The sequence below is a fragment of the Caulobacter sp. FWC26 genome, from assembly GCF_002742645.2.
In the GTDB taxonomy this organism is placed as follows: Bacteria; Pseudomonadota; Alphaproteobacteria; order Caulobacterales; family Caulobacteraceae; genus Caulobacter.
The window spans coordinates 2,827,208-2,846,712 of the sequence record NZ_CP033875.1 but is presented as its reverse complement, the minus strand read 5'-3'; the positions used below and the strand labels follow the sequence as shown (position 1 = coordinate 2,846,712).

9 protein-coding genes and 2 pseudogenes are annotated in these 19,505 nt (G+C 66.7%); 5 read left to right on the top strand and 6 right to left on the bottom strand.

What is annotated here, in order from left to right; all coding sequences use genetic code 11:
* Nucleotide 1: 1 nt before the first annotated feature.
* From CSW63_RS15060 to CSW63_RS15035, 6 genes and pseudogenes are all read right to left on the bottom strand, one after another.
* Nucleotides 2–1,558: a serine hydrolase gene (locus CSW63_RS15060; RefSeq protein ID WP_246842024.1), complete on the bottom strand. Its 1,557-nt coding sequence runs from the start codon at nucleotides 1,556–1,558 to the stop codon at nucleotides 2–4.
* A gap of 57 nt (nucleotides 1,559–1,615) precedes the next feature.
* Nucleotides 1,616–2,827 (bottom strand): D-mannonate dehydratase ManD, encoded by a 1,212-nt coding sequence (gene manD / locus CSW63_RS15055; RefSeq protein ID WP_062097771.1) that lies wholly within the window; start codon nucleotides 2,825–2,827, stop codon nucleotides 1,616–1,618.
* A 110-nt stretch (nucleotides 2,828–2,937) separates the two neighbouring features.
* Nucleotides 2,938–5,280: a GH92 family glycosyl hydrolase gene (locus tag CSW63_RS15050; RefSeq protein ID WP_062097769.1), complete on the bottom strand. Its 2,343-nt coding sequence runs from the start codon at nucleotides 5,278–5,280 to the stop codon at nucleotides 2,938–2,940.
* The gene (gene nagA / locus CSW63_RS15045) at nucleotides 5,252–6,415 is read right to left on the bottom strand and encodes an N-acetylglucosamine-6-phosphate deacetylase (RefSeq protein ID WP_062097767.1); all 1,164 of its coding nucleotides are present in this window, start codon (nucleotides 6,413–6,415) and stop codon (nucleotides 5,252–5,254) included. The genes CSW63_RS15050 and nagA overlap by 29 nt, the downstream gene beginning before the upstream one ends.
* A complete protein-coding gene (locus tag CSW63_RS15040; RefSeq protein WP_062097765.1) occupies nucleotides 6,415–7,491 on the bottom strand; it encodes an SIS domain-containing protein in 1,077 nt (358 codons plus the stop codon). Before CSW63_RS15040 ends, nagA begins: the two co-directional genes overlap by 1 nt.
* Nucleotides 7,492–7,528: 37 nt before the next feature.
* A pseudogene (locus tag CSW63_RS15035) lies at nucleotides 7,529–8,355 on the bottom strand (GntR family transcriptional regulator).
* A gap of 157 nt (nucleotides 8,356–8,512) precedes the next feature.
* On the opposite strand from CSW63_RS15035, the gene ptsP reads away from it, so the two are divergent.
* From ptsP to CSW63_RS15010, 5 genes and pseudogenes are all read left to right on the top strand, one after another.
* On the top strand, nucleotides 8,513–11,071 hold the full coding sequence (gene ptsP / locus CSW63_RS15030) for a phosphoenolpyruvate--protein phosphotransferase (protein ID WP_099503325.1): 2,559 nt from the start codon (nucleotides 8,513–8,515) through the stop codon (nucleotides 11,069–11,071).
* A 4-nt stretch (nucleotides 11,072–11,075) separates the two neighbouring features.
* On the top strand, nucleotides 11,076–12,875 hold the full coding sequence (gene nagE, locus CSW63_RS15025; protein ID WP_099503327.1) for an N-acetylglucosamine-specific PTS transporter subunit IIBC: 1,800 nt from the start codon (nucleotides 11,076–11,078) through the stop codon (nucleotides 12,873–12,875).
* A 248-nt stretch (nucleotides 12,876–13,123) separates the two neighbouring features.
* Nucleotides 13,124–15,933, top strand: a pseudogene (locus CSW63_RS15020) (TonB-dependent receptor).
* A gap of 139 nt (nucleotides 15,934–16,072) precedes the next feature.
* On the top strand, nucleotides 16,073–18,385 hold the full coding sequence (locus CSW63_RS15015) for an alpha-N-acetylglucosaminidase (RefSeq protein ID WP_062100113.1): 2,313 nt from the start codon (nucleotides 16,073–16,075) through the stop codon (nucleotides 18,383–18,385).
* Complete coding sequence (locus tag CSW63_RS15010; protein WP_062100112.1) at nucleotides 18,382–19,500, top strand: acyltransferase family protein; 1,119 nt, start codon at nucleotides 18,382–18,384, stop codon at nucleotides 19,498–19,500. The genes CSW63_RS15015 and CSW63_RS15010 overlap by 4 nt, the downstream gene beginning before the upstream one ends.
* Nucleotides 19,501–19,505 lie beyond the last annotated feature (5 nt).

The window sequence follows — 19,505 nt, the reverse complement described above, 5'->3', positions numbered from 1 at the left end:
CTCACTGTCTGACGTAGGTCTGGCCGTCGTAGATGAGCTGGCCTGGGGCCTCGAAGCGGATGATCTGCCCGGTGAGCGGGATCAACTCGACGCGAACGCTTTCCGGATCGGTCGCGGCCTCGGCGCGCGAGGACATCGGGCCTATCGTCACCACCATGAGGCCGTCATTCTCGGCGATGTCGATGCGACCCATGGACGGGTTCTGATAGGCGCCGACATAGGCTTTGGTTGGCCGGGCGAGCGACCATGGGCGCGCGGCCCTTTCGGCCCGGCTCGCCGTCAGGCCTTTCATTCGCTTGTCTCGGCGGGCCGTCAGCGTCGCCAGCTCGCCTTCATAATAGGCCTCGAGGTCGGAGCGGCCAGCGAAGCGGTCGTAGATATAGTTGGCCAACAGATCGACCACCTCGCCGGCCAACGCGTCCTCGTTGGCCATCACCGCCACGCCGAGCCCCCGCTCGGGCATGAACGACACATGCGTTCGCGATCCGGCGAAGTTGCCGAAATGATGGATCAGCACCTCGTCTCCGTAGCGCCCCGTTTGCCAGCCCAGCCCGTAGCCGTCGCGCGTATAGGGGCCGAACGCGGCTTGTTGGCTGACCAGCCGATGGTGGGTCGAAGCGACCAGGCCGGGCGGGAACACCCGGCGGCCGTCCACGACACCGTCATTCAGCTGTAGCTGCAGCCAGCGGGCCATGTCGCGCGCGGTCGAGACGAGGCCGCCAGCCGATTGCATGGTCGCGTTGATCTTCTGGAGGGGGCTGACCGTCATGCGTCCGTCCGGGCCCGGCATGTGGCCGGCCGCAACCACCATTCTGCGGCGGGCCTGATCGATCCGGGCCGTAGTATGGATCATTCCCGCTGGACGCAGGACCTCTCTGTCGACCATCGTCCGCCAGCCACGGGCAAAACGGTCCTCGATCAGGGTGGTGGCCAGATTGTAGCCGGTGTTGGCGTAGCGGAACGTGCCATAGGGATAGCTGCGGCGCGTATCCGCCAACAGGGCGCTCATCGTCCTTGGCGTGTGCGCTCCCGAGTACGCCGCTCGGAATGAGATCGACGCGTTATCGAGGCCAGAGCGGTGACTCAACAGATCATCGAGACTGGTTGAGGACGCAATGTCGGCCGGCAGCGGGCTGCTGCCGATCCAGGTCTTGACTGGGGCGTCGAGCGACAGTTCACCGCGTCCCGCCATACGGGCGATCGACAAGGCGGTGAAGGCCTTGGTCGCCGAGGCGATGTAGAAGCATGTGTCGGCGTCCACGGTCTTGCCCGTCCGCAAGTCCGCGACCCCGTAGCCTGCCGTCATCACCACATCGGGGCCCTGAACCACCGCCACCGAGAGGCCGGGAACGATCTCGACCCGGGCCATCGCCTTGCGGGTGAAGGCGTCAATGTCCTTGACCTCTGGACGGGCCACCGGACTGGAAACAGACAGGGCGATGGCCAAGAGCGCTGCGATGGACATGATGGAAGCCTCCCGCAGGTTAGAGGCTTCGGCGGCCGCTTTTAGAGGCGCGCTTGGAAGAAATTTCTCCGAATCCGGTTCCGGCGCGCCCACCGCCGACCGCTTAGGAGCGGCCGGCGGTCGGCAGCGGAAGCTACGACGCCTCGCGTCTTACCAGTTGAACATCGTGCCGTCCTGCAGGCGGTTCACCGGCAGATAGGCGCGCTTGTACTCGTATTTGGCCGCCAGCTCCTCGTCGATGTCGACGCCCAGGCCCGGCTTGTCGCCCGGATGCAGCATGCCGTCGTTGAAGGTGTAGGCGTGCGGGAAGACCGCGTCCGTCTCCGGCGTGTGGCGCATGTACTCCTGCAGGCCGAAGTTCGGGATCGACATGTCGAAGTGCAGGGCGGCGGCCATGGTCACCGGCGACAGGTCGGTGGCGCCGTGGCAGCCGGTCTTGACGTGATGAAGATCGGCGAAGGCGGCGATCTTCTTCAGGTTGGTGATGCCGCCGGCGTGCAGCACGGTGGCGCGCAGATAGTCGATCAGCTGCTCTTCGATCAGTTGCTTGGCGTCCCAGACGTGGGCGAAGATCTCGCCGACGGCCAGGGGCGTGGTGGTGTGCTGGCGGATTAGACGGAAGCCGCCCTGGTTTTCGGCAGGAACGGAGTCCTCCAGCCAGAACAGGCGGTAGGGCTCCAGGTCCTTGCCCAGGCGCGCGGCCTCGATCGGGGTAAGGCGATGGTGGACGTCGTGCAGCAGGTGGACGTCCCAACCCAGGACCTCGCGGGCCTTCTCGAACAGCTTGGGCACGTGGTTCAGATAGGCGGCGGTCGACCAGACGTTCTCGGTCGGCAGGTCGTTGTCGGCCGGCTCGTAGAACATCTTGTCGCCCGAGACGCCGTAGGTGCTGGCCAGGCCCGGGACGCCCGTCTGCAGGCGGATGGCCTTATAGCCCAGGGCCTTGTACTTCACGGCCTCGGCGATGGTCTCGTCGATCGTCTCGCCGTTGGCGTGACCATAGACGGTGACGCCGGTGCGGCATGCGCCGCCCAGCAGTTGGTAGACCGGCAGGCCCGCGACCTTGCCCTTGATGTCCCACAACGCCATGTCGACGGCCGCCAGAGCGGTCATGGCCACAGGGCCGCCGCGCCAGTACGAACCGCGATAGAAGAACTGCCAGATATCCTCGATCTGATGGGCGTCACGGCCGATCAGGCTGGGGATCATGTGATCCCGCAGGAAGCTGACCACCGACAGCTCGCGGCCGTTCAGGGTGGCGTCGCCAACCCCGGTGATCCCGTCCTCGGTCGTGATCTTGAGTGTGACGAAGTTGCGGCCGGGGCAGGTGACGATGACCTTGGCGTCGATGATCTTCAGCATGGACCTAGTTGCTTCGCAGGGCCAAAAGTGGCCTGGCCACTTCTAGCAAGTTGTCTGACAAGTTTCCAGTGGCGTTGTGGCGGCTTTGCGAGGTCGCCTTCAGGGCGTGCTCATAAGCCCTGGTGTGGCTTAGGCAGGCTTCTGGCCCAGGCTCCTGGCGTCGGGCCCAAAGTCACCTCCAGCACTCCGCCGCGCACGAGTTCCTCATGCGAAATCCAGGCCCGATCCAGCGGCTTGCCGTTGAGCTTGGCGCCCGTGACGTAGCGGTTCTCATCCGACGCGTTAGGCGCGGAGACCACGAAGGTCTTGCCGCCTTCGAGACGGATCTCGCTGCGGGTGAAGATGGGCGAGGAGAGGTAGTAGAAGGGCTGGCCGGCGTTGGGGTACAGGCCCATCGCGTTCCAGACATACCAGCTCGACATCGCCCCGGCGTCATCGTTGCCGGGCAGGCCCGTGCGGTTGAGCCGATAGTGCTTGGCCATCAGGCCGCGAACGATCTCATGGGTCCGATCCGGCCGGCCCGCATGGATGTAGAGATAGGGCGCCAGCAGGTCCGGCTCGTTGCTCTGGGAATAGTGGCCGTCGAACAGGTGATCGAGCCATTTGACGAAGCCGTCCGGACCGCCGGTCTTGGCCATCAGGCCGGGCACGTCCTGCGGGACGTAGCTTGAGTACTGCAGGGAGTTGCCTTCGTAGAACACCGCGTCCCACCAAGGACCCGAACGATCCGGATATTCGTAGGTGCAGCTGTAATTCTCGACCCAGTCGCCGTTGGGATAGCGGGGACGGACGCATCCGATCGAGTCGTCCCAGAGGTTCTTCCAGTTTCCGGAGCGCGCCAGATAACGCTCGGCGTCCTTGGTTTTGCCCAGCGACTTGGCGACGATAGCGATGGCGAAGTCGTTGTAGGCGTACTCCAGGGTGCGGGAGGCCGAGCGTGTTTCGGTGAACGGCACATAGCCCAGCTTCAAGTAGTCCTTGAGGACCCGCCCCTGCATGAAGGGACGTTCGCTGTCCACCTCGCCGTTTTTCAGAATCGCCGCGTAGGCCAGGTTCACGTCGAAGCCGCCGAGCTTCTTTGAGACGGCGTCGGCGATCAGGATATCGCCGTTCGACCCGCCTTGGGTCATGCCGTTCGCGCCGGCGATGCGCGAGTCGGGCATCCATCCGGTGTGCTTGTAGGTGTCCAGCAGCGAGCGGATCATGTCTCGCTGGCGCTGGGGCTGAATGACCGTCAGCAGCGGATGCAGGGTCCTGAAGGTGTCCCAGAGGGTGTAGAAGTCCTCGTAGTGGGGCTCGTCGGAGGCCCACCAGACGTTCTCGCCCGTGAGGTCATGCGGCATGGTGTGTGAGCGGTAGAGCGCCGAGTAGAAGATGCGCTGTTGCTCTTCGCGACCGCCTTCGACGCGGATCTTCGCCAACGCCTCGGACCATTGTGTCTCGGTGGTCCGGCGCAGCGTGTCGAAATCCCAGCTGGGCGCTTCCTCGGCAAGGTTCGCGCGCGCCTTCTCGGCGCTGATGAACGATACGGCCAGTTTCATCTGGACCTGCCGGTCGGTCGTCGTGTCGAAGGTCAGATAGGCGCCCAGGCGATTGGAGAACTCGCGCTCGGTGTCGTACTCGATCATCAGGCCCAGGCGGTTGGCAGGGCTCTTGACCTGCACGCCGCCTTCGGCGCGGCCGACGCCGGGCAGGGTCTCCATCCAGCCCTGGCCGGCCTTCCAGGCGCCGAACGCCTTGGCCGGGCGGTCGGTGACCGCGTGGAAATAGAGCGTGTAGGGCGTCGGGTTCCAGCCGCCCTCGACCGTAACCTCGCCGGCCAGGGTGTGGTCGTCGATCAGCTCCACCTTGGCCAGGCGCACGCGTTGGCCTCGACCGCGCATGGCGATCACGGAGCTGACGTCGAAGATCAGATGGCTCTCGGCGGAGGCCGGGTAGGTCAGACGCTGGACGCCGACCCGCCGCGTCGCCGTCAGCTCGACCTTGATCCGCTCGGCGTCGGTGTTGCCCAGGCCCACGGTGTAGTAGCCCGGCGAGGCCCGCTCGTCGGTCTTGCCGTAGTGCAGGTGATTGACGCGCAGCGGGCCGACCGTCGGCGTGACCCGGAAGTTGCCGTACTTGCCCGAACCGCCCGTGCCGCTGACGTGAGTGTAGCTAAAGCCCATGATCGGGCTCTTAGAGTCGTAGCCGTTGGTGTCGGCGTTCGTAGTGTCGGGGCTGAGCGACACGAAGCCGAACGGCGCGCCGGCGCCGGGCACCGTGTTGCCGCCCGTGACGCCGCCGCCGTCGACGCCGACGAACGGATCAACCTTGGCCAGCAGGTCAGCGGCGGGCTGGGCCCATGCGGCCTGCCCCCATGCGGCCTGCCCCCATGCGGCCTGCCCGCAGCCGATCACCAACGTCAGGCCCAGCGCCAGCGAACGCCTAGACCAAGAGCGCCTCTTGTCGGGCATGTGTTTCCTCCCCGTCGATCCAGGTGCTTGTGACGTTCAGTGCGTCATCGAGTCGGCAGAAGTCTGCGGCGAACCCCGGTGCGATGGCGCCGCGCTGACGTCCCAGGCCCAGCAGAGCCGCAGGCGCGGCCGAGGCCATCATGATCGCGTCTTCGAGCGTCAGTCCCAGCATCGAGATCGCGTTCCGAACCGCAGCCGCCATGTCCAGGTCCGACCCGGCCAGGGTTCCTGTCTCATCGACGCAGACGCCGTCGCGAACCACGATCTCTCGGCCCTGTAGGTTGAAACGCTTGTTCATCATGCCCACTGTCGGCATGGCGTCGGTGACAAGCATGAATCGGTCGAGAGGGCGGGTCCGCAGCGCGATCTTCAGGGTCACTGGATCGACGTGGCGACCGTCGACGATGATCCCCGTCCAGGCGCTCTGGTCTTCGAGCATCGCTCCGACCACGCCGGGCTCTCGGCTCGTCAGCGGCGACATGGCGTTGAAGAGGTGGGTGGCGCTTGTAACTCCGGCGTCCAGTGCGCGTCGGATCGTCTCGTACCGGGCGTTGGTGTGGCCCGCCGCGACGATAACGCCGTGGTCCGCCAGGCGCGCGATGACCTCGGCCGTGGTCCGCTCCGGCGCCAGGGTCAGTAGCAGCTTGCCGCGTTTGAGCGAGGTCAGGAGCGCGATGGCGTCCTCGTCGATGACCCGAAACTTGGCCTCGTCGTGAATGCCCTTACGCTTGGGGTTGAGGAACGGGCCCTCGATATGCACGCCCAAGACGCCGGGAACGCCTTGGCCGATCGCATCCTCGGTTGCTCGGAGCGCGGCGTCGACGACGTCCAGGTCGTCGCTGATCAGCGTGGGCAGGAAACCCGTTGTGCCGTAAGGCCGGTGAGCGGCCCCAATCGCTGCGATCGTCGCCGCCGTCGGGGCGTCGTTGAACAGAACGCCGCCGCCGCCATTGACCTGGGTGTCGATAAAGCCGGGGACGAGGCGATCACCGCCGAGGTCAAGGCGTCGGGCGCCGGTCGGGATGTCGGCGATGTCGACAAGGGCGGCGACGCGCCCGTTCTCGACGAGCACCGCCTTGCCGTTGACGAAACCCAGCGGAGTCAGGATTTGACCGTTGACGAGAGCGGCAGGCATCAGCGCGTTTCGGTGACCTTGTTGAGGTGGGGCGGACGATCAGGGTTGTAGCCGCGCGCGACCGACAGGGCGTTGGCCATCCGGTAGAAGCTCTGGATCATCAGGATGGGCTCCAGCACCGGGTGGGACAAAGGCGCTGGCAGGCCGCCGGGGTCGTCGTCGCCGGGGGCGGCCATCAAGACGGTCGCGCCGCGCTGGCGCAGTCCGTTGGCCATCTCCACGACACTGTCCCGGCTTTCGTCGTTCTGGGCGAAGACCAGAGCGGGGAAGCCGTCCTTCACCAAGGCCATAGGGCCATGAAGCACCTCGGCGGCGCTGAACGCTTCCGCATGCAGACCGCAGGTTTCCTTGAACTTCAGGGCGGCTTCCAGCGCCACGCCAAAGCCGACGCCTCGTCCCAGCACATAAAGATTGACGGCGTCGCGAAGGCGGTCGACCGCCGTGGACCAGTCCAGGTTCCAGGCCGCCTCCAACTGAAGCGGCAGGCCTTCCAGCGCCGCCGTCAGGGCTTCGTCTCTCGTCCACGCGGCGATCAGTTGGGTGATGGCCGCGAGGGCGGCGATGTAGGATTTGGTCGCGGCGACCGATAGCTCCGGGCCGGCGTGCAGCGGAATCACCACATCGGCCAGCGCCGCCAGCGGCGAGTCTTCGACGTTGACGAAGGCGACCGCATAGGCGCCGGCCGCCTTGGCCGCCGTCACGGCCGACAGCAGGTCGGGGCTCTTGCCCGACTGCGACACGGCAAGGCAGAGCGCGCCGTCGAGATTGGGCGAGGCGTCGTAGACCGAACTGACCGACAGGCCGGCCGACGAGGTGAGCACCCCGGTCCTTGTCTCGATCAGGTAACGGGCGAAGGTGGCGGCGTGATCGCTGCTTCCGCGGGCGCAGGTCATCACCACGCGGGGCGGCTGCTCTCGCAGCCGCGCCGCCAGCGCCGCGACGCGTTCGGCGTTGGCGGCGATAAGCCTCCTGACCACGGCGGCGCCTTCGCGGGCCTCGAGGAACATGCGCGTGTCTTGAGGGCGCAGCGGCGTCGGCGCGTTTTCATCGGAACGGGTCAAGACAGTCGCCTCCAAGCTTGTGGTCCTTTGGCTAGGTGCGCCTTAGCGCCGTTCAGGTTGCGTCGTTCAGCTCGGCGACGAAATCGTAGGCGTCGCCGCGATAATAGGAGTGCGAGATTTCCACGGCCCGGCCGTCCTTGAGGTAGCCGCGTCGCTCGACCAGCAAGCCGGCGTCCTTGGCCTTGACGCCCAGCAGCGCCGCGTGTTCTCGCGAGATCAGGACGCCGCGCAGCCGCTGCAGCGCTCGCGTTGGTCGGTGACCGGTCGCGGCCATGGCCTCATAGAGGGAGTCCTGCACGGCCTCGGCCGAGGGCAGGGCGAAGCCGGCGATCGTCGTGTACTCCACCGCCATAGGCGCGCCGTCGGCGAAGCGGATGCGGTGGAAGCGATAGACCGGCGTATTGGGCGAAACGCCCAGCATAAGCGCTTCTTCCGGCGTCACCGCGCCCTCGGCGCGCGCGATCCATTCGCTGGACGGCGCGCGGCCGCGTGAGCGCATGTCCTCTGTGAAGCAGGTCAGCTTGGAGAAGTTCTTTTCCACGCGTGCGGCAACGAACGTGCCGGCGCCTTGCCGACGAGTCAGGAGGCCCTCGCTGACAAGGCCCTCCAGCGCCTTGCGCACCGTGATCCGCGAAACCGCGAAATCCTCGGCCATGTCCCGTTCGGGCGGCAGGGCGTCATCGGGCGCGAGCACCTTGGTTTCGATCGCCTCGCGCAGCGCGCGTTGCAGCTGCAGGTAAAGGGGGGCCGAAACCGCGCCATGGGCGAAGCCTATGCGCTTGGAAAGAGACACGTCGCTCCGACTCCTGCGTTCGGGGGCTTCGGGAACTTAAAGTGTAGCGCGATGCCAATGTGGGACCAATCACCGAACGATGAGATCGATCTGGCGAACCGGAATCTCGCTGTCGGACAACGCTATAGCAGGAATTTCGCCGCGCGCGAAAGAGTGTCCTTGCCAAATTTAAAAAGTGGCCTTGCCAAATGGTATTAAAATGGAATGTAGTGTGTCGCCGGGTGTTTGCTGGCGGAAAGGGGGATGCCGATGTCAGCCTTGATCCTCACCGCGCCCCTGAAGGGCTGGGTCTCGTCGCTGGAAGAGGCGCCGGATGCGGTGTTCGCGGAGCGGATGCTGGGCGACGGGCTGGCGATTGATCCGCTGGACTCGGTGCTGCACGCGCCGTGCGACGGGGTGGTGGTGTCGGTGCACCGGGCGAGGCACGCGGTGACGCTGCGGGCGGACAACGGCGCTGAGATCCTGATGCATATCGGCCTGGAGACCGTGGCGCTGAACGGCGAGGGCTTCGAGGTCCTGGTGCGGGAAGGCCAGGCGGTGAAGGCGGGCGAGCCGCTGATCGGCTTTGACCTTGACCTGCTGGCGCAACGGGCGCGCAGCCTGATCACTCCGGTGGTGATCACCAACGGTGAGGCGTTCAAGATCGTCCGCCGCGACCAGGACCGCGAGATCGGGGTCGGCGGGTTCCTGATGGCGCTGTCGCCGATCGAGGGGCGCGCCACCCCCACCGCCGCCCCGACCGCCACGGGCGACGAGATCGCCCGCGAGATCCTCGTGCCCCTGGTCCATGGGATCCACGCTCGCCCCGCCGCCCGCATCGCCGAGGCCGCGCGAGCGTTCGCGGCGGAGATCACGATTGTCCTTGGCGAGCGTCGCGCCAACGCCAGGAGCCCGGTGGGCCTGATGGCGCTGGCGATCCGGCATGGAGACGCCATCACGCTCCTGGCCGCAGGCGCGGACGCCCCGGCGGCGGTGGCGGCCCTGGCCGAGCTGATCGAAGGCGGCATGGGGGAAGGCGCCCCGGAGGCCGCCAGGACCCAGGCTTCGCCCATCCCTCCATCCATCCCGCCCGCCCCGACCGAACCGTCCCAACCGTTGGACCTGCCGCGCGACGGCGTGCTCAAGGGCGTCCTGGCCGCGCCGGGCTTGGCGATTGGCAAGGCCGTGCGCCTGGCCAGCGCCGATATCGTCGTGCGCGAGGCCGGCGAGGGCCTGGCCCAGGAAGAGGCGGCGCTGACGACGGCGCTGGAGCGCGTCCGCGTCCGCATCGGCAAGGCCGCCGAGACCGGCGACAAGGCCCGCAAGGCGATCCTGGCCGCGCACCTGGCCTTCCTGGACGATCCTGAACTGGTCGCCGGCGCGCGCCGCGCGATCGCGGCGGGCAAGAGCGCGGGCTTTGGCTGGCGAGAGGCGGTCGGCGGCTATGTCGAGGCCCTCAGAGCCCTGGGCGATCGCCGCCTGGCCGAGCGGGTCGACGACCTGATCGATCTCGAACGCCAGGTGCTGCGCGCCCTGAGCGGCGAGGAGGAGACTGGCGCGGCGCTGGCCCCCGGCTCGATCCTGCTGGCCGACGAGCTGTTGCCTTCGCAACTGATGGGCGCGGACCCCGGCGTCGTCGCCGGCTTGGCCACCGCGCGCGGCGGGCCGACCTCGCACGTGGCCATCCTGGCTGCGGCGATGGGGGTTCCGGCGCTGGTGGCCCTGGGCGGGGCCCTGTCGAGGGTCAAGGACGGGGCGACCCTGATCCTGGACGCCGACGCCGCGACCCTGCGCGTGGCCCCTGACGCCAAGGCCCTGGAAGCGGCCCAGACGGCCCTGGCCCAGCGCCAGGAACGCAAGGCCGCCGCCAAGGCCGCTGCTCACGAACCGGCGGTGACGCTGGACGGGGTCCGCATCGAGGTGTTCGCCAACACCGGCTCGCTCGCCGACGCCCAGGCCGCCGTGGCCAACGGGGCCGAGGGCTGCGGCCTCCTGCGCACCGAGTTCCTGTTCCTGGATCGCGAGACCCCGCCCGACGAGGACGAGCAGGCCCGCCAGTACCAGGCCATCGCCTCGGCCCTGGACGGCCGTCCCCTGATCATCCGCACCCTGGATGTCGGCGGCGACAAGGCCGCGCCCTATCTGCCGATCCCAGCCGAGGAGAACCCGGCGCTGGGCCTGCGCGGGGTGCGGGTCAGCCTGTGGCGGCCGCACCTTCTGAAGGCCCAGCTGCGCGCCATCCTGCGGGTCCAGCCGCAAGGTCAGTGCAAGATCATGGTCCCGATGGTGGCCAGCCTCGATGAGCTGCGGGCGGTCCGCACGATGCTGGAGGAGGCCAAGCGTGAGCTGGGGATCACCGAGCCGGTGGCGCTCGGCGTGATGATCGAGACCCCGGCCGCGGCCGTCACCGCCGACCTGCTGGCCGCCGAGGCCGACTTCCTGTCGATCGGCACCAATGACCTGACCCAGTACGTGCTGGCCATGGACCGCGGCAATCCCGAGCTCGCCGCCGGGGTCGACGCCCTGCATCCGGCGGTGCTGCGGATGATCGACCAGACCTGCCGGGGCGCGGCCCAGCACCGGCGCTGGGTCGGGGTCTGCGGCGGCCTGGCCTCGGACCTGGACGCCACCCCGCTGCTGCTGGGGCTGGGGGTCACCGAGCTGTCGGCCACGGCGTCCATCGCGCCGGAGGTGAAGGCCAGGGTGAGGGGTCTGTCGCTGGAGGCCTGCCGGGCCCTGGCGGCGCAGGCCCTGACGCAGACCTCCCCCGAGGCGGTGCGCGCGCTGGTCCAAAACCCTTTGAACGCGTCCCGGGGAGCCTGAGCCGATGAAGTCTCCGCTCGAAGTCCTGCAGCCGCTTGGCCGGGCCCTGATGCTGCCGATCGCGGTGCTGCCGGTGGCCGCGCTGCTGCTTCGCATCGGCCAGCCGGACCTCTTGGGCGCGCCCGCGCTCGCGGCGATGACTCACGGCGTGTCGTTGACGGTGGCCAACACCTTCGGCGCGGCGGGCGGGGCGATCTTCGGCAGCCTTGGCCTGATCTTCGCCATCGGCGTGGCGGTGGGCCTGGCGCGCGAGAACCATGGGGCCGCGGGCCTCGCGGGCGTGGTCTGCTACGTCATCGCCACCAAGGGCGTCGAGGTCTTGATGGTCGCCCCGCCCGAGGTGGCGGCCAAGGCCGTCGAGGGGGCCAAGGATCTGGCGGTGGCCGCCTGGAAGGCCAAGGAGATCGGCAAGCTGTCGATCCCGGTGGGCATCCTGTCGGGCGTGATCAGCGGGTGGCTCTATAACCGCTACAGCACCATCAAGCTGCCGGAATATCTGGCCTTCTTCGGCGGGCGGCGGTTCGTGCCGATCGTGGCGGGCCTGGCCGGCGTGGTCCTGGCCCTGCTGTTCGGCGCGTTCTGGAGCACGCTGGAGGCCGGCGTCGATGGCCTGAGCGGCCTGGTCACCGCGTCGGGCAACCTGGGCCTCGTCGTCTATGGCCTGCTCAACCGCCTGCTGATCGTCACGGGCCTGCACCACATCCTCAACAACGTGGTCTGGTTCATCCTGGGCGACTTCAACGGCGTCACCGGCGACCTCAACCGCTTCGCCGCCGGCGACAAGACGGCCGGGGCGTTCATGAGCGGGTTCTTCCCGGTGATGATGTTCGGCTTGCCGGCCGCGTGCCTGGCCATGCTGCACACTGCGCGGCCCGAGCGCCGCAAGGCGGTGGCGGGGATGCTGGGGTCGCTGGCCCTGACCTCGTTCCTGACCGGCGTGACCGAGCCGATCGAGTTTACGTTCATGTTCCTGGCGCCGGCGCTCTATGCGATCCACGCCCTGCTGACGGGCTTGTCGATGGCCCTGATGAACATCCTCGACGTCAAGCTGGGCTTTGGGTTCTCGGCGGGCCTGTTCGACTATGTGCTGAACTTCAACAAGGCCACGCACCCGTTGCTGCTGATCCCGGTGGGGCTGGTCTATGGCGCGATCTATTACGGCGTCTTCCGGTTCGCGATCGTCCGGTTCGACCTGAAGACCCCCGGGCGCGAGGACGAAGCGGGCCCTTCCATCGAGACCGTCACCACCGGGGGCGGACGCGGGGCCGACTTCCTGGTCGCCCTGGGCGGCGCGGCCAATCTCGTCAGCGTCGACGCCTGCACCACCCGCCTGCGCCTGATCGTCAACGACCAGGGCCAGGTCGACGAGCCCGCCCTCAAGGCGCTGGGCGCGCGCGGGGTGGTCAAGCCCTCCGACAAGGCCCTGCAGGTGGTGCTGGGCCCCATCGCCGACACCGTGGCCGGCGAGATCCGGGGCGCCATCGCCACCGGCGGGGCAGGCCCATCGCCCACAACAGCGGCAAGGCTCGCGGCCCCGGCGGCTCCTGCTGCGTCTCCATCGCCCTCCGAGGCCGACAGGAGCAAGGCTGAACGTCTGGTCCAGGCGCTCGGCGGCCCAGGCAACCTCTGCGACGTCGCCGCCGTCTCCAGCCGCCTGCGCATCGTCGTCCTCGACCCCGCAAACATCGACCAACCCGCCGTCCACGCCGCCGGCGTGCGCGGGGTGACGCGGGTCGCGGAAGACACCCTGCACCTCATCATCGGCCCGGAAGCCGAGCGGATCGCGGAGGTGCTGCGACCCTAGGCTCCGAGCGCGGTCGCAGCGACACGCGCCGGGATCATACGTGCTGAGCTTCAAGCCGGAAGTGGTTTCTTAAGAGGCATTACAATGGTATTGTGCGTCGGATTCCAGTCGCCGGAATATGCTCTGATAAGGCACTGAAATATAATAATATATGGAGGATGTAATCGGCGATTTCGACAAGCCAAGCTGGAGCGGCGCCCAAAGGATAGCCGTTCTTCAAAAAGTAAAATAAAGCAGTGGCTTAAGGAATTGCGGCGAATGCGCCGCAACTCTTATCATTCGACCGAGAGTGCAAAAAGGTACTCGAATGGTCTGCATCATGCTTGCCGCGCGCGACGCGACCGCAACCCGTTCTCGCGCCGCCTTAGTCAGGGGGAATACAAGAATGACCGACACCAAGACCCATGCGACCGCAGGTCGCCGCAAGGCCTTCGCCATCGCGCTGATGAGCGGCGTCTGCTTCGCCGATGTGGCGCTCGCCCAGGCGGCCGCGCCTGCGGACCAAGCCGCCGTCGACGAAGTCGTCGTCACGGCCTTCCGCAAGAGCCTGGCGACCGCTCTGGACGTCAAGCGCAAGGACGTCCGCGTTTCCGACGGCATCTCGTCGGAAGACATCGGCAAGTTTCCCTCGGAGAACATCGCCGAAGCCATTCAGCGCATTCCGGGCGTCCAGATCTCGGCCATCAACGGCCGCGGCTCGACGATCAGCATTCGCGGTCTGGGCCCGCAGTACGCGCTGACCACCGTCAACGGCCAGACGTTCAAGAGCTCCAACTTCACCGACGGCTTCCGCTATGACGTCATTCAGACCGAGCTGGCGTCGGGCATCCAGGTCTACAAGTCGCCGACGGCCGACATGGACGCCGGCGGCCTGGCGGGCACCGTCAATATCGACACGGTTCACCCGTTCGACGTGAAGGGCCGCCAAATCATCCTGGCCGGCAAGCTGCAGAAGCAGGATCTGATCGGCGGCGGCGCCACGGGCAAGTACGGTCTGACCTATGTGGACCACTTCCTGGACGGCAAGCTGGGCGTCTTCCTCGGCGCCGGCTACCAGGAACTGAAGGACCGTGGCGACTATCTGTGGATGGACCGCTGGACCGTCAGCAACAACGTCTACACCCCCGCGCGTCTGCGCTATCGCCGCATCGACCGCGAAACCAAGCGCAGCATGATCAACGGCGCCCTCCAGTGGAAGCCGACCGAGCACCTGCAGATGGACCTCATCGGCACCTATGCCGAGGACAAGACCACCCAGCACGTCCATCAGCAGGTCTTCCTCTTCACCACGCCATCGGCGTCGAACGTCGTGCCGATAACGTTGGCTGACGGCACCGCGACCAAGGTGCAGGTGAACAACTTCCGTCTGGAGAACAACCACCAGTACGAGAACCGTCCGCAGTCGACGGGCGCGCTGACGGCGAACGTCCACTATACCGGCATCGAAAACTGGGACTTCAAGGCTGTCGGCCACTACTCGCGCGGCAGCGCCAAGCATAACGAGGAAGCCGCGATCCTGGGCATCAATATCCCGATGGCCACGGTGGACATCTCCAACCCGAAGAACGTGGTGTTCACCACGTCGACGGCCCTGACGGACACGGCGCAATACAACCCCGCCACGTTGATCCGGAACACCTACCCGAACGGCGCCTATCGTACGATCGACTCCTACGAGCGCGCGGCCCAGTTCGACGCCAAGCGTTATCTGGAGTGGGGCATCCTGGAGTCGGTGCAGGTCGGCGCCAAGACGCGGACCGAGGTGCTCAAGCGCTACGTCGTGCGCAAGGACGGTCAGAACGCCATCCCGGCGTCCTACTCGCCGACCATGGCCAACAGCGGCATCCCGATCAGCAACTTCCTGGACGGCCAGATGACCCTGCCGGCCGCCTGGGTGTCGCCGAACCTCGACGCCTATCGCGATGCGCTGAAGGCTCAGGGCGTTTCGGTCTATGAGGGCTTCGACCCGCTGGGCAGCTATCGCGTCCAGCGGGACCTGACCTCGCTCTACGCGATGGCCAACCTGCGCGGCGAGGTGCTGTCCAAGTCGTTCCGCGGCAATGTGGGCGTCCGCAACGAGAGCACCGACCAGACGATCAAGGGCTATGTCGGCGGCGCAGCCAATCCTCTGAACACCGAGGTCCGGCTGGTGTCGGGCAACTACACCGCCAAGAAGTCGTACGACAACCTGCTGCCGTCGGCCAACCTGAGCGTCGACCTGACCGACAATCTGCTGCTGCGCGTCGCCGCCGCGAAGGTTCTGGTCCGTCCGATCATCGACTCCAGCAACCAGCTGGCTCGTACGGTGACCAGCACCACCGACACGACGGGCAAGAAGGTGTTCACGATCTCGTCGGGCCAGGGCAACCTCAACCCGATGACCGCCAACCAGCTGGATCTGACGCTGGAGTGGTACTATGGCCAGGGCAACGGTCTGAGCGCCGGCTACTTCTCCAAGAAGGTCAAGAACGGCGTCTTCACCCAGCTGACCTGCCCGACGAGCTATGAGTCCGTTTCGCTGTCGAAGGACTCGAGCGGCGTCTGCGTGGCCGGCAACGGCGACAACTACCTGATCACCGAGAGCTTCAATGACTCCCGCGTGGTCGACATCCACGGCTACGAGGTGAACTGGCAGCAGTCGCTCGACGCGTGGCTGCCGATCGAGGGCTTTGGCCTGATCGCCAATTACACGCACGTTACGCCGGCCACCTCGACCACCGGCTTCCGTCTGGCCAACCTGTCGGAGCACACCGCCAACGGCACGCTCTACTGGGAAAACCAGAAGTTCAGCGCTCGTCTGTCGGCCAACTACCGCAGCGCCTACGACCAGACGTCGGTGGAGAGCTTCTTCGCCGGTCCGCTGGGCCACACGGTCAAGTCGCGCACCCAGCTCGACCTGAACCTCGGCTATAACTTCAACGAACGCCTGAGCTTCGCCTTCGCGGCGATGAACATCAACAATGCTCAGGAGGAAGCGTATCTGGGCAAGGCCAGCCGTTGGCAGGAGACCTCGGTCACGGGGCCCAGCTACTACCTGTCGTTCCAATACAAGATGTAACGCGTTTGACGCGGCGCTCGTCCTACCTCCCCTGAGCGCCGTGTCTTTCCCTGCCTCGCCCGTCGGACGGACGAGGCTTCCCCTGGCGCCCGCCGCACGTGTTCTCCTAGGCGGCGGGCGCGCCTTTTCGTAGATCCTGATGCCGATGAAAGCCCTTCTGAACCGACGTCAGGCGATAAGCCTCGCCGCTGCGACGTTCGTAGCGTCTCCCGCTCTCGCAGCGTCTTCCCTGGAGGGCGTAGCCGCGGCCCGCGCAAGCCTCAAACGGCTCTTCGGAAGGCGACTGGCCGGTGCTCAGCTGAGCGTCACGCCGGGCGCTGGGCGATCCTGGTACGCCGTCGGCAAGAAGCACGGCGCGCTCTCTATCTCCGGCGACAGCCCCGTGGCGCTGGTCCGCGGCGCCTACGCCCATCTCCGCGACTCGGGCCTAGCTCATGTCAGCTGGGAGGGAGACCGGGTCGTCCAGACCGGCGCCGTGCCGTTCGGTTCCGGCGCCCGCGTCGAGACGCCGTTCCGCCACCGCGCCTATCTGAATACCTGCACCTACGGCTACACGACCCCGTGGTGGGGCTGGGGCCGTTGGACCCGAGAGATCGACTGGATGGCGGCGCATGGCGTCGACATGCCGCTGGCCATGGAAGGCCAGGAATATGTCTGGCGCGCGCTCTGGCGCGAATTCGGCCTCGGCGAGGCCGAGCTAGCCGACTACTTCTCTGGACCGGCCTTCACCCCCTGGCACCGCATGGGCAATATCGAGGGCTACAAGGCGCCTCTGCCCGCCGCCTGGATCGACAAGAAAAAGGACCTCCAGGTCAAGATTCTGGGCCGGATGCGGTCGCTTGGCATGACCCCGATCCTGCCGGCGTTCGGCGGCTACGTGCCCAAGGCCTTCGCCCGGAAGAACCCGACGGCGCGCATCTATCGCATGCGGCCGTGGGAGGGCTTCCACGAGACCTACTGGCTGGATCCGGCCGACCCGCTGTTCGCCAAGATCGCCGGGCGTTTCCTGGCGCTGTACACGCAGACCTACGGGGCAGGGACCTACTATCTGGCGGACTCGTTCAACGAGATGCTGCCGCCGATCAACGCCGACGGCGCAGACGCCCGCGACGCGGCGTATGGCGACGGCGTGGCCAACACCGCAGCGACCAAGACCAAGGTCGAGGTCGATCCGGCTCTGAAGGCGAAGCGTTTGGCCGCCTATGGCAAGGCAATCTATGACTCGATCCGTCAGGCTCGACCTGACGCGGTCTGGGTGATGCAAGGCTGGCTGTTCGGCGCGGACAGCCATTTCTGGGATCCGGCGGCGATCTCGGCCTATTTGAGCGTGGTGCCCGACGACAAGCTGATGATCCTCGACATCGGCAATGACCGCTATCCGGCCGTCTGGAAGAACGCCAAGGCGTTCGGCGGCAAGCCCTGGATCTATGGTTACGTCCATAACTACGGCGGCAGCAACCCGGTCTATGGGGATCTGGGCTATTACCGTCAGGACATCCCGGCCATCGCGGCCAATCCCGAGGCAGGCAAGCTGGCGGGCTTTGGGATGTTCCCCGAGGGCCTGCATAACAACTCGATCGTCTACGAGGCGACCTATGATCTGGCCTGGAACGCCGGCCAGTCGTCGCTGTCGGCGTGGCTCTCGACCTACGCCCGCGCGCGCTACGGTAAGACCTCGCCCGAGCTCGACGCGGCTTTGAGCCAGTTGGTCGAGGCGGCCTTCTCGACCCGCTACTGGTCGCCGCGCTGGTGGCGCAGCAAGGCCGGGGCCTACCTGTTCTTCAAGCGACCGACCGCCGCCATCGGCGAGTTCCCGCCGCATCCGGGCGATCGCGCCAAGCTGGCGGCCGCCGTCAAGGCGCTGACGGCCCTGGCTCCGGCCTATGCGAACGAACCTCTTTTCGTTTTGGACCTGACCGACGCGGCCCGTCACCTGGCCTCGATGCGGATCGACGATTACCTGCAGGCGGCGGTGGCCGCCTATCGCAAGGGCGACGCCGACGGCGGCGACCGCGCGCGGGCCCAGGTCGAGGCCCTGGCCCTGTCGATCGACAGGCTGCTGGGCGTCCAGCCCGAGACCCTCGCCACCTGGATCGATGACGCTCGGACCTACGGGGACACCCCCGCTGACGCGGCCGCCTATGTGGCCAACGCCAAGGCCCAGGTCACCATCTGGGGCGGGGAGGGCAACCTCAACGACTATGCCTCCAAGGCTTGGCAGGGGCTCTACAAGAGCTTCTACCTGCCGCGCTGGTCGCGCTTCCTCGACGCTCTGAAAGCGGCCGGGACTGGACCCTTCGACGAGGTGTCGGTGACACGGGACAGCGTTGCGTGGGAGCGCGCCTGGGTCGAGGCCGAGGTCGCCTATCGCCGCGAGCGGCCCGCCGACCCGATCGGCGAGATCAGGACCTTGGTGGCTCTTGTCGCTCAGGACGGGGAGAACGCCGCATGAGCAAGACCGCCGCTCGTTTCCTGTCGCTCGATGTATTTCGTGGACTGACGGTCTGCCTGATGATCGTCGTCAACACGGCGGGGCCCGGCGCAAAGGCCTATAGCCAGTTGGTTCACGCCAAGTGGTTCGGGTTCACGGCGGCCGACGCGGTGTTCCCGTCGTTCCTGTTCGCCGTGGGCTGCTCCATGGCCTTCGCGTTCTCGAAGCCGATCCCCGTCAGCGATTTTACGGTGAAGGTGCTGCGCCGCGCCGCGCTGATCTTTCTGCTCGGCTTCCTGATGTACTGGTTCCCATTCGTCCGAGAGGTCGACGGGCGCTGGACGTTTATCCCGTTCTCCGACACCCGGGTCATGGGCGTGCTGCAGCGGATCGCGCTCTGCTATCTGCTGGCCGCTTTTGCCGCGCGCTGGCTCTCGCCTCGCCTGATCGTGGCGCTGTCGGCGGCGCTTTTGCTCGGCTACTGGGCGATCCTGATGACCTTCGGCGATCCAGCGGCGCCGCTGTCCAAGTTGGGTAACGCCGGCACGCACCTGGATCTCCTCCTGATCGGCCAGAACCACCTCTATCGCAAGGACGGAGGTTTCGACCCCGAGGGTTTGCTGGGCACGCTGCCTTCGACCGTCAATGTGCTGGCCGGATACCTCGCGGCGCGGTTTCTGAAGGAGAACCCGGGCTCGTCCTCGGCCCTGGCGCGGATGGCCGTCGTAGGTGTCGTGCTGATCATGGCGGGCCTCGCCTGGAGCCCTCTCTTCCCGATCGCCAAGAAGCTTTGGACCGGCAGTTTCGTGCTGTTGACTGTAGGCATAGACCTCGTCCTGCTGGCTGGGCTGACCAAGCTTCTGGAAGGCAAGGATCCGAACCGCGCGACATACTTCTTCCAGGTGTTCGGCCTCAATCCGCTGGTGATCTATCTGTTCTCGGAGCTGTTCGTGACTGTCCTGGGCATGATCAAGGTCGCGCCGGACGTGGGGCTCTATAAGTGGGTTGGGGTCAATGTGTTCCAGGCTGTGGCGCCGGGCCCGCTTGGCTCGCTGCTATGCGCGATCGCCTACATGCTGGTGTGCTGGCTGCTGGGTTATGTCATGGCCCGTCGTGGCGTCGTGGTGAAGCTCTAGGAGCC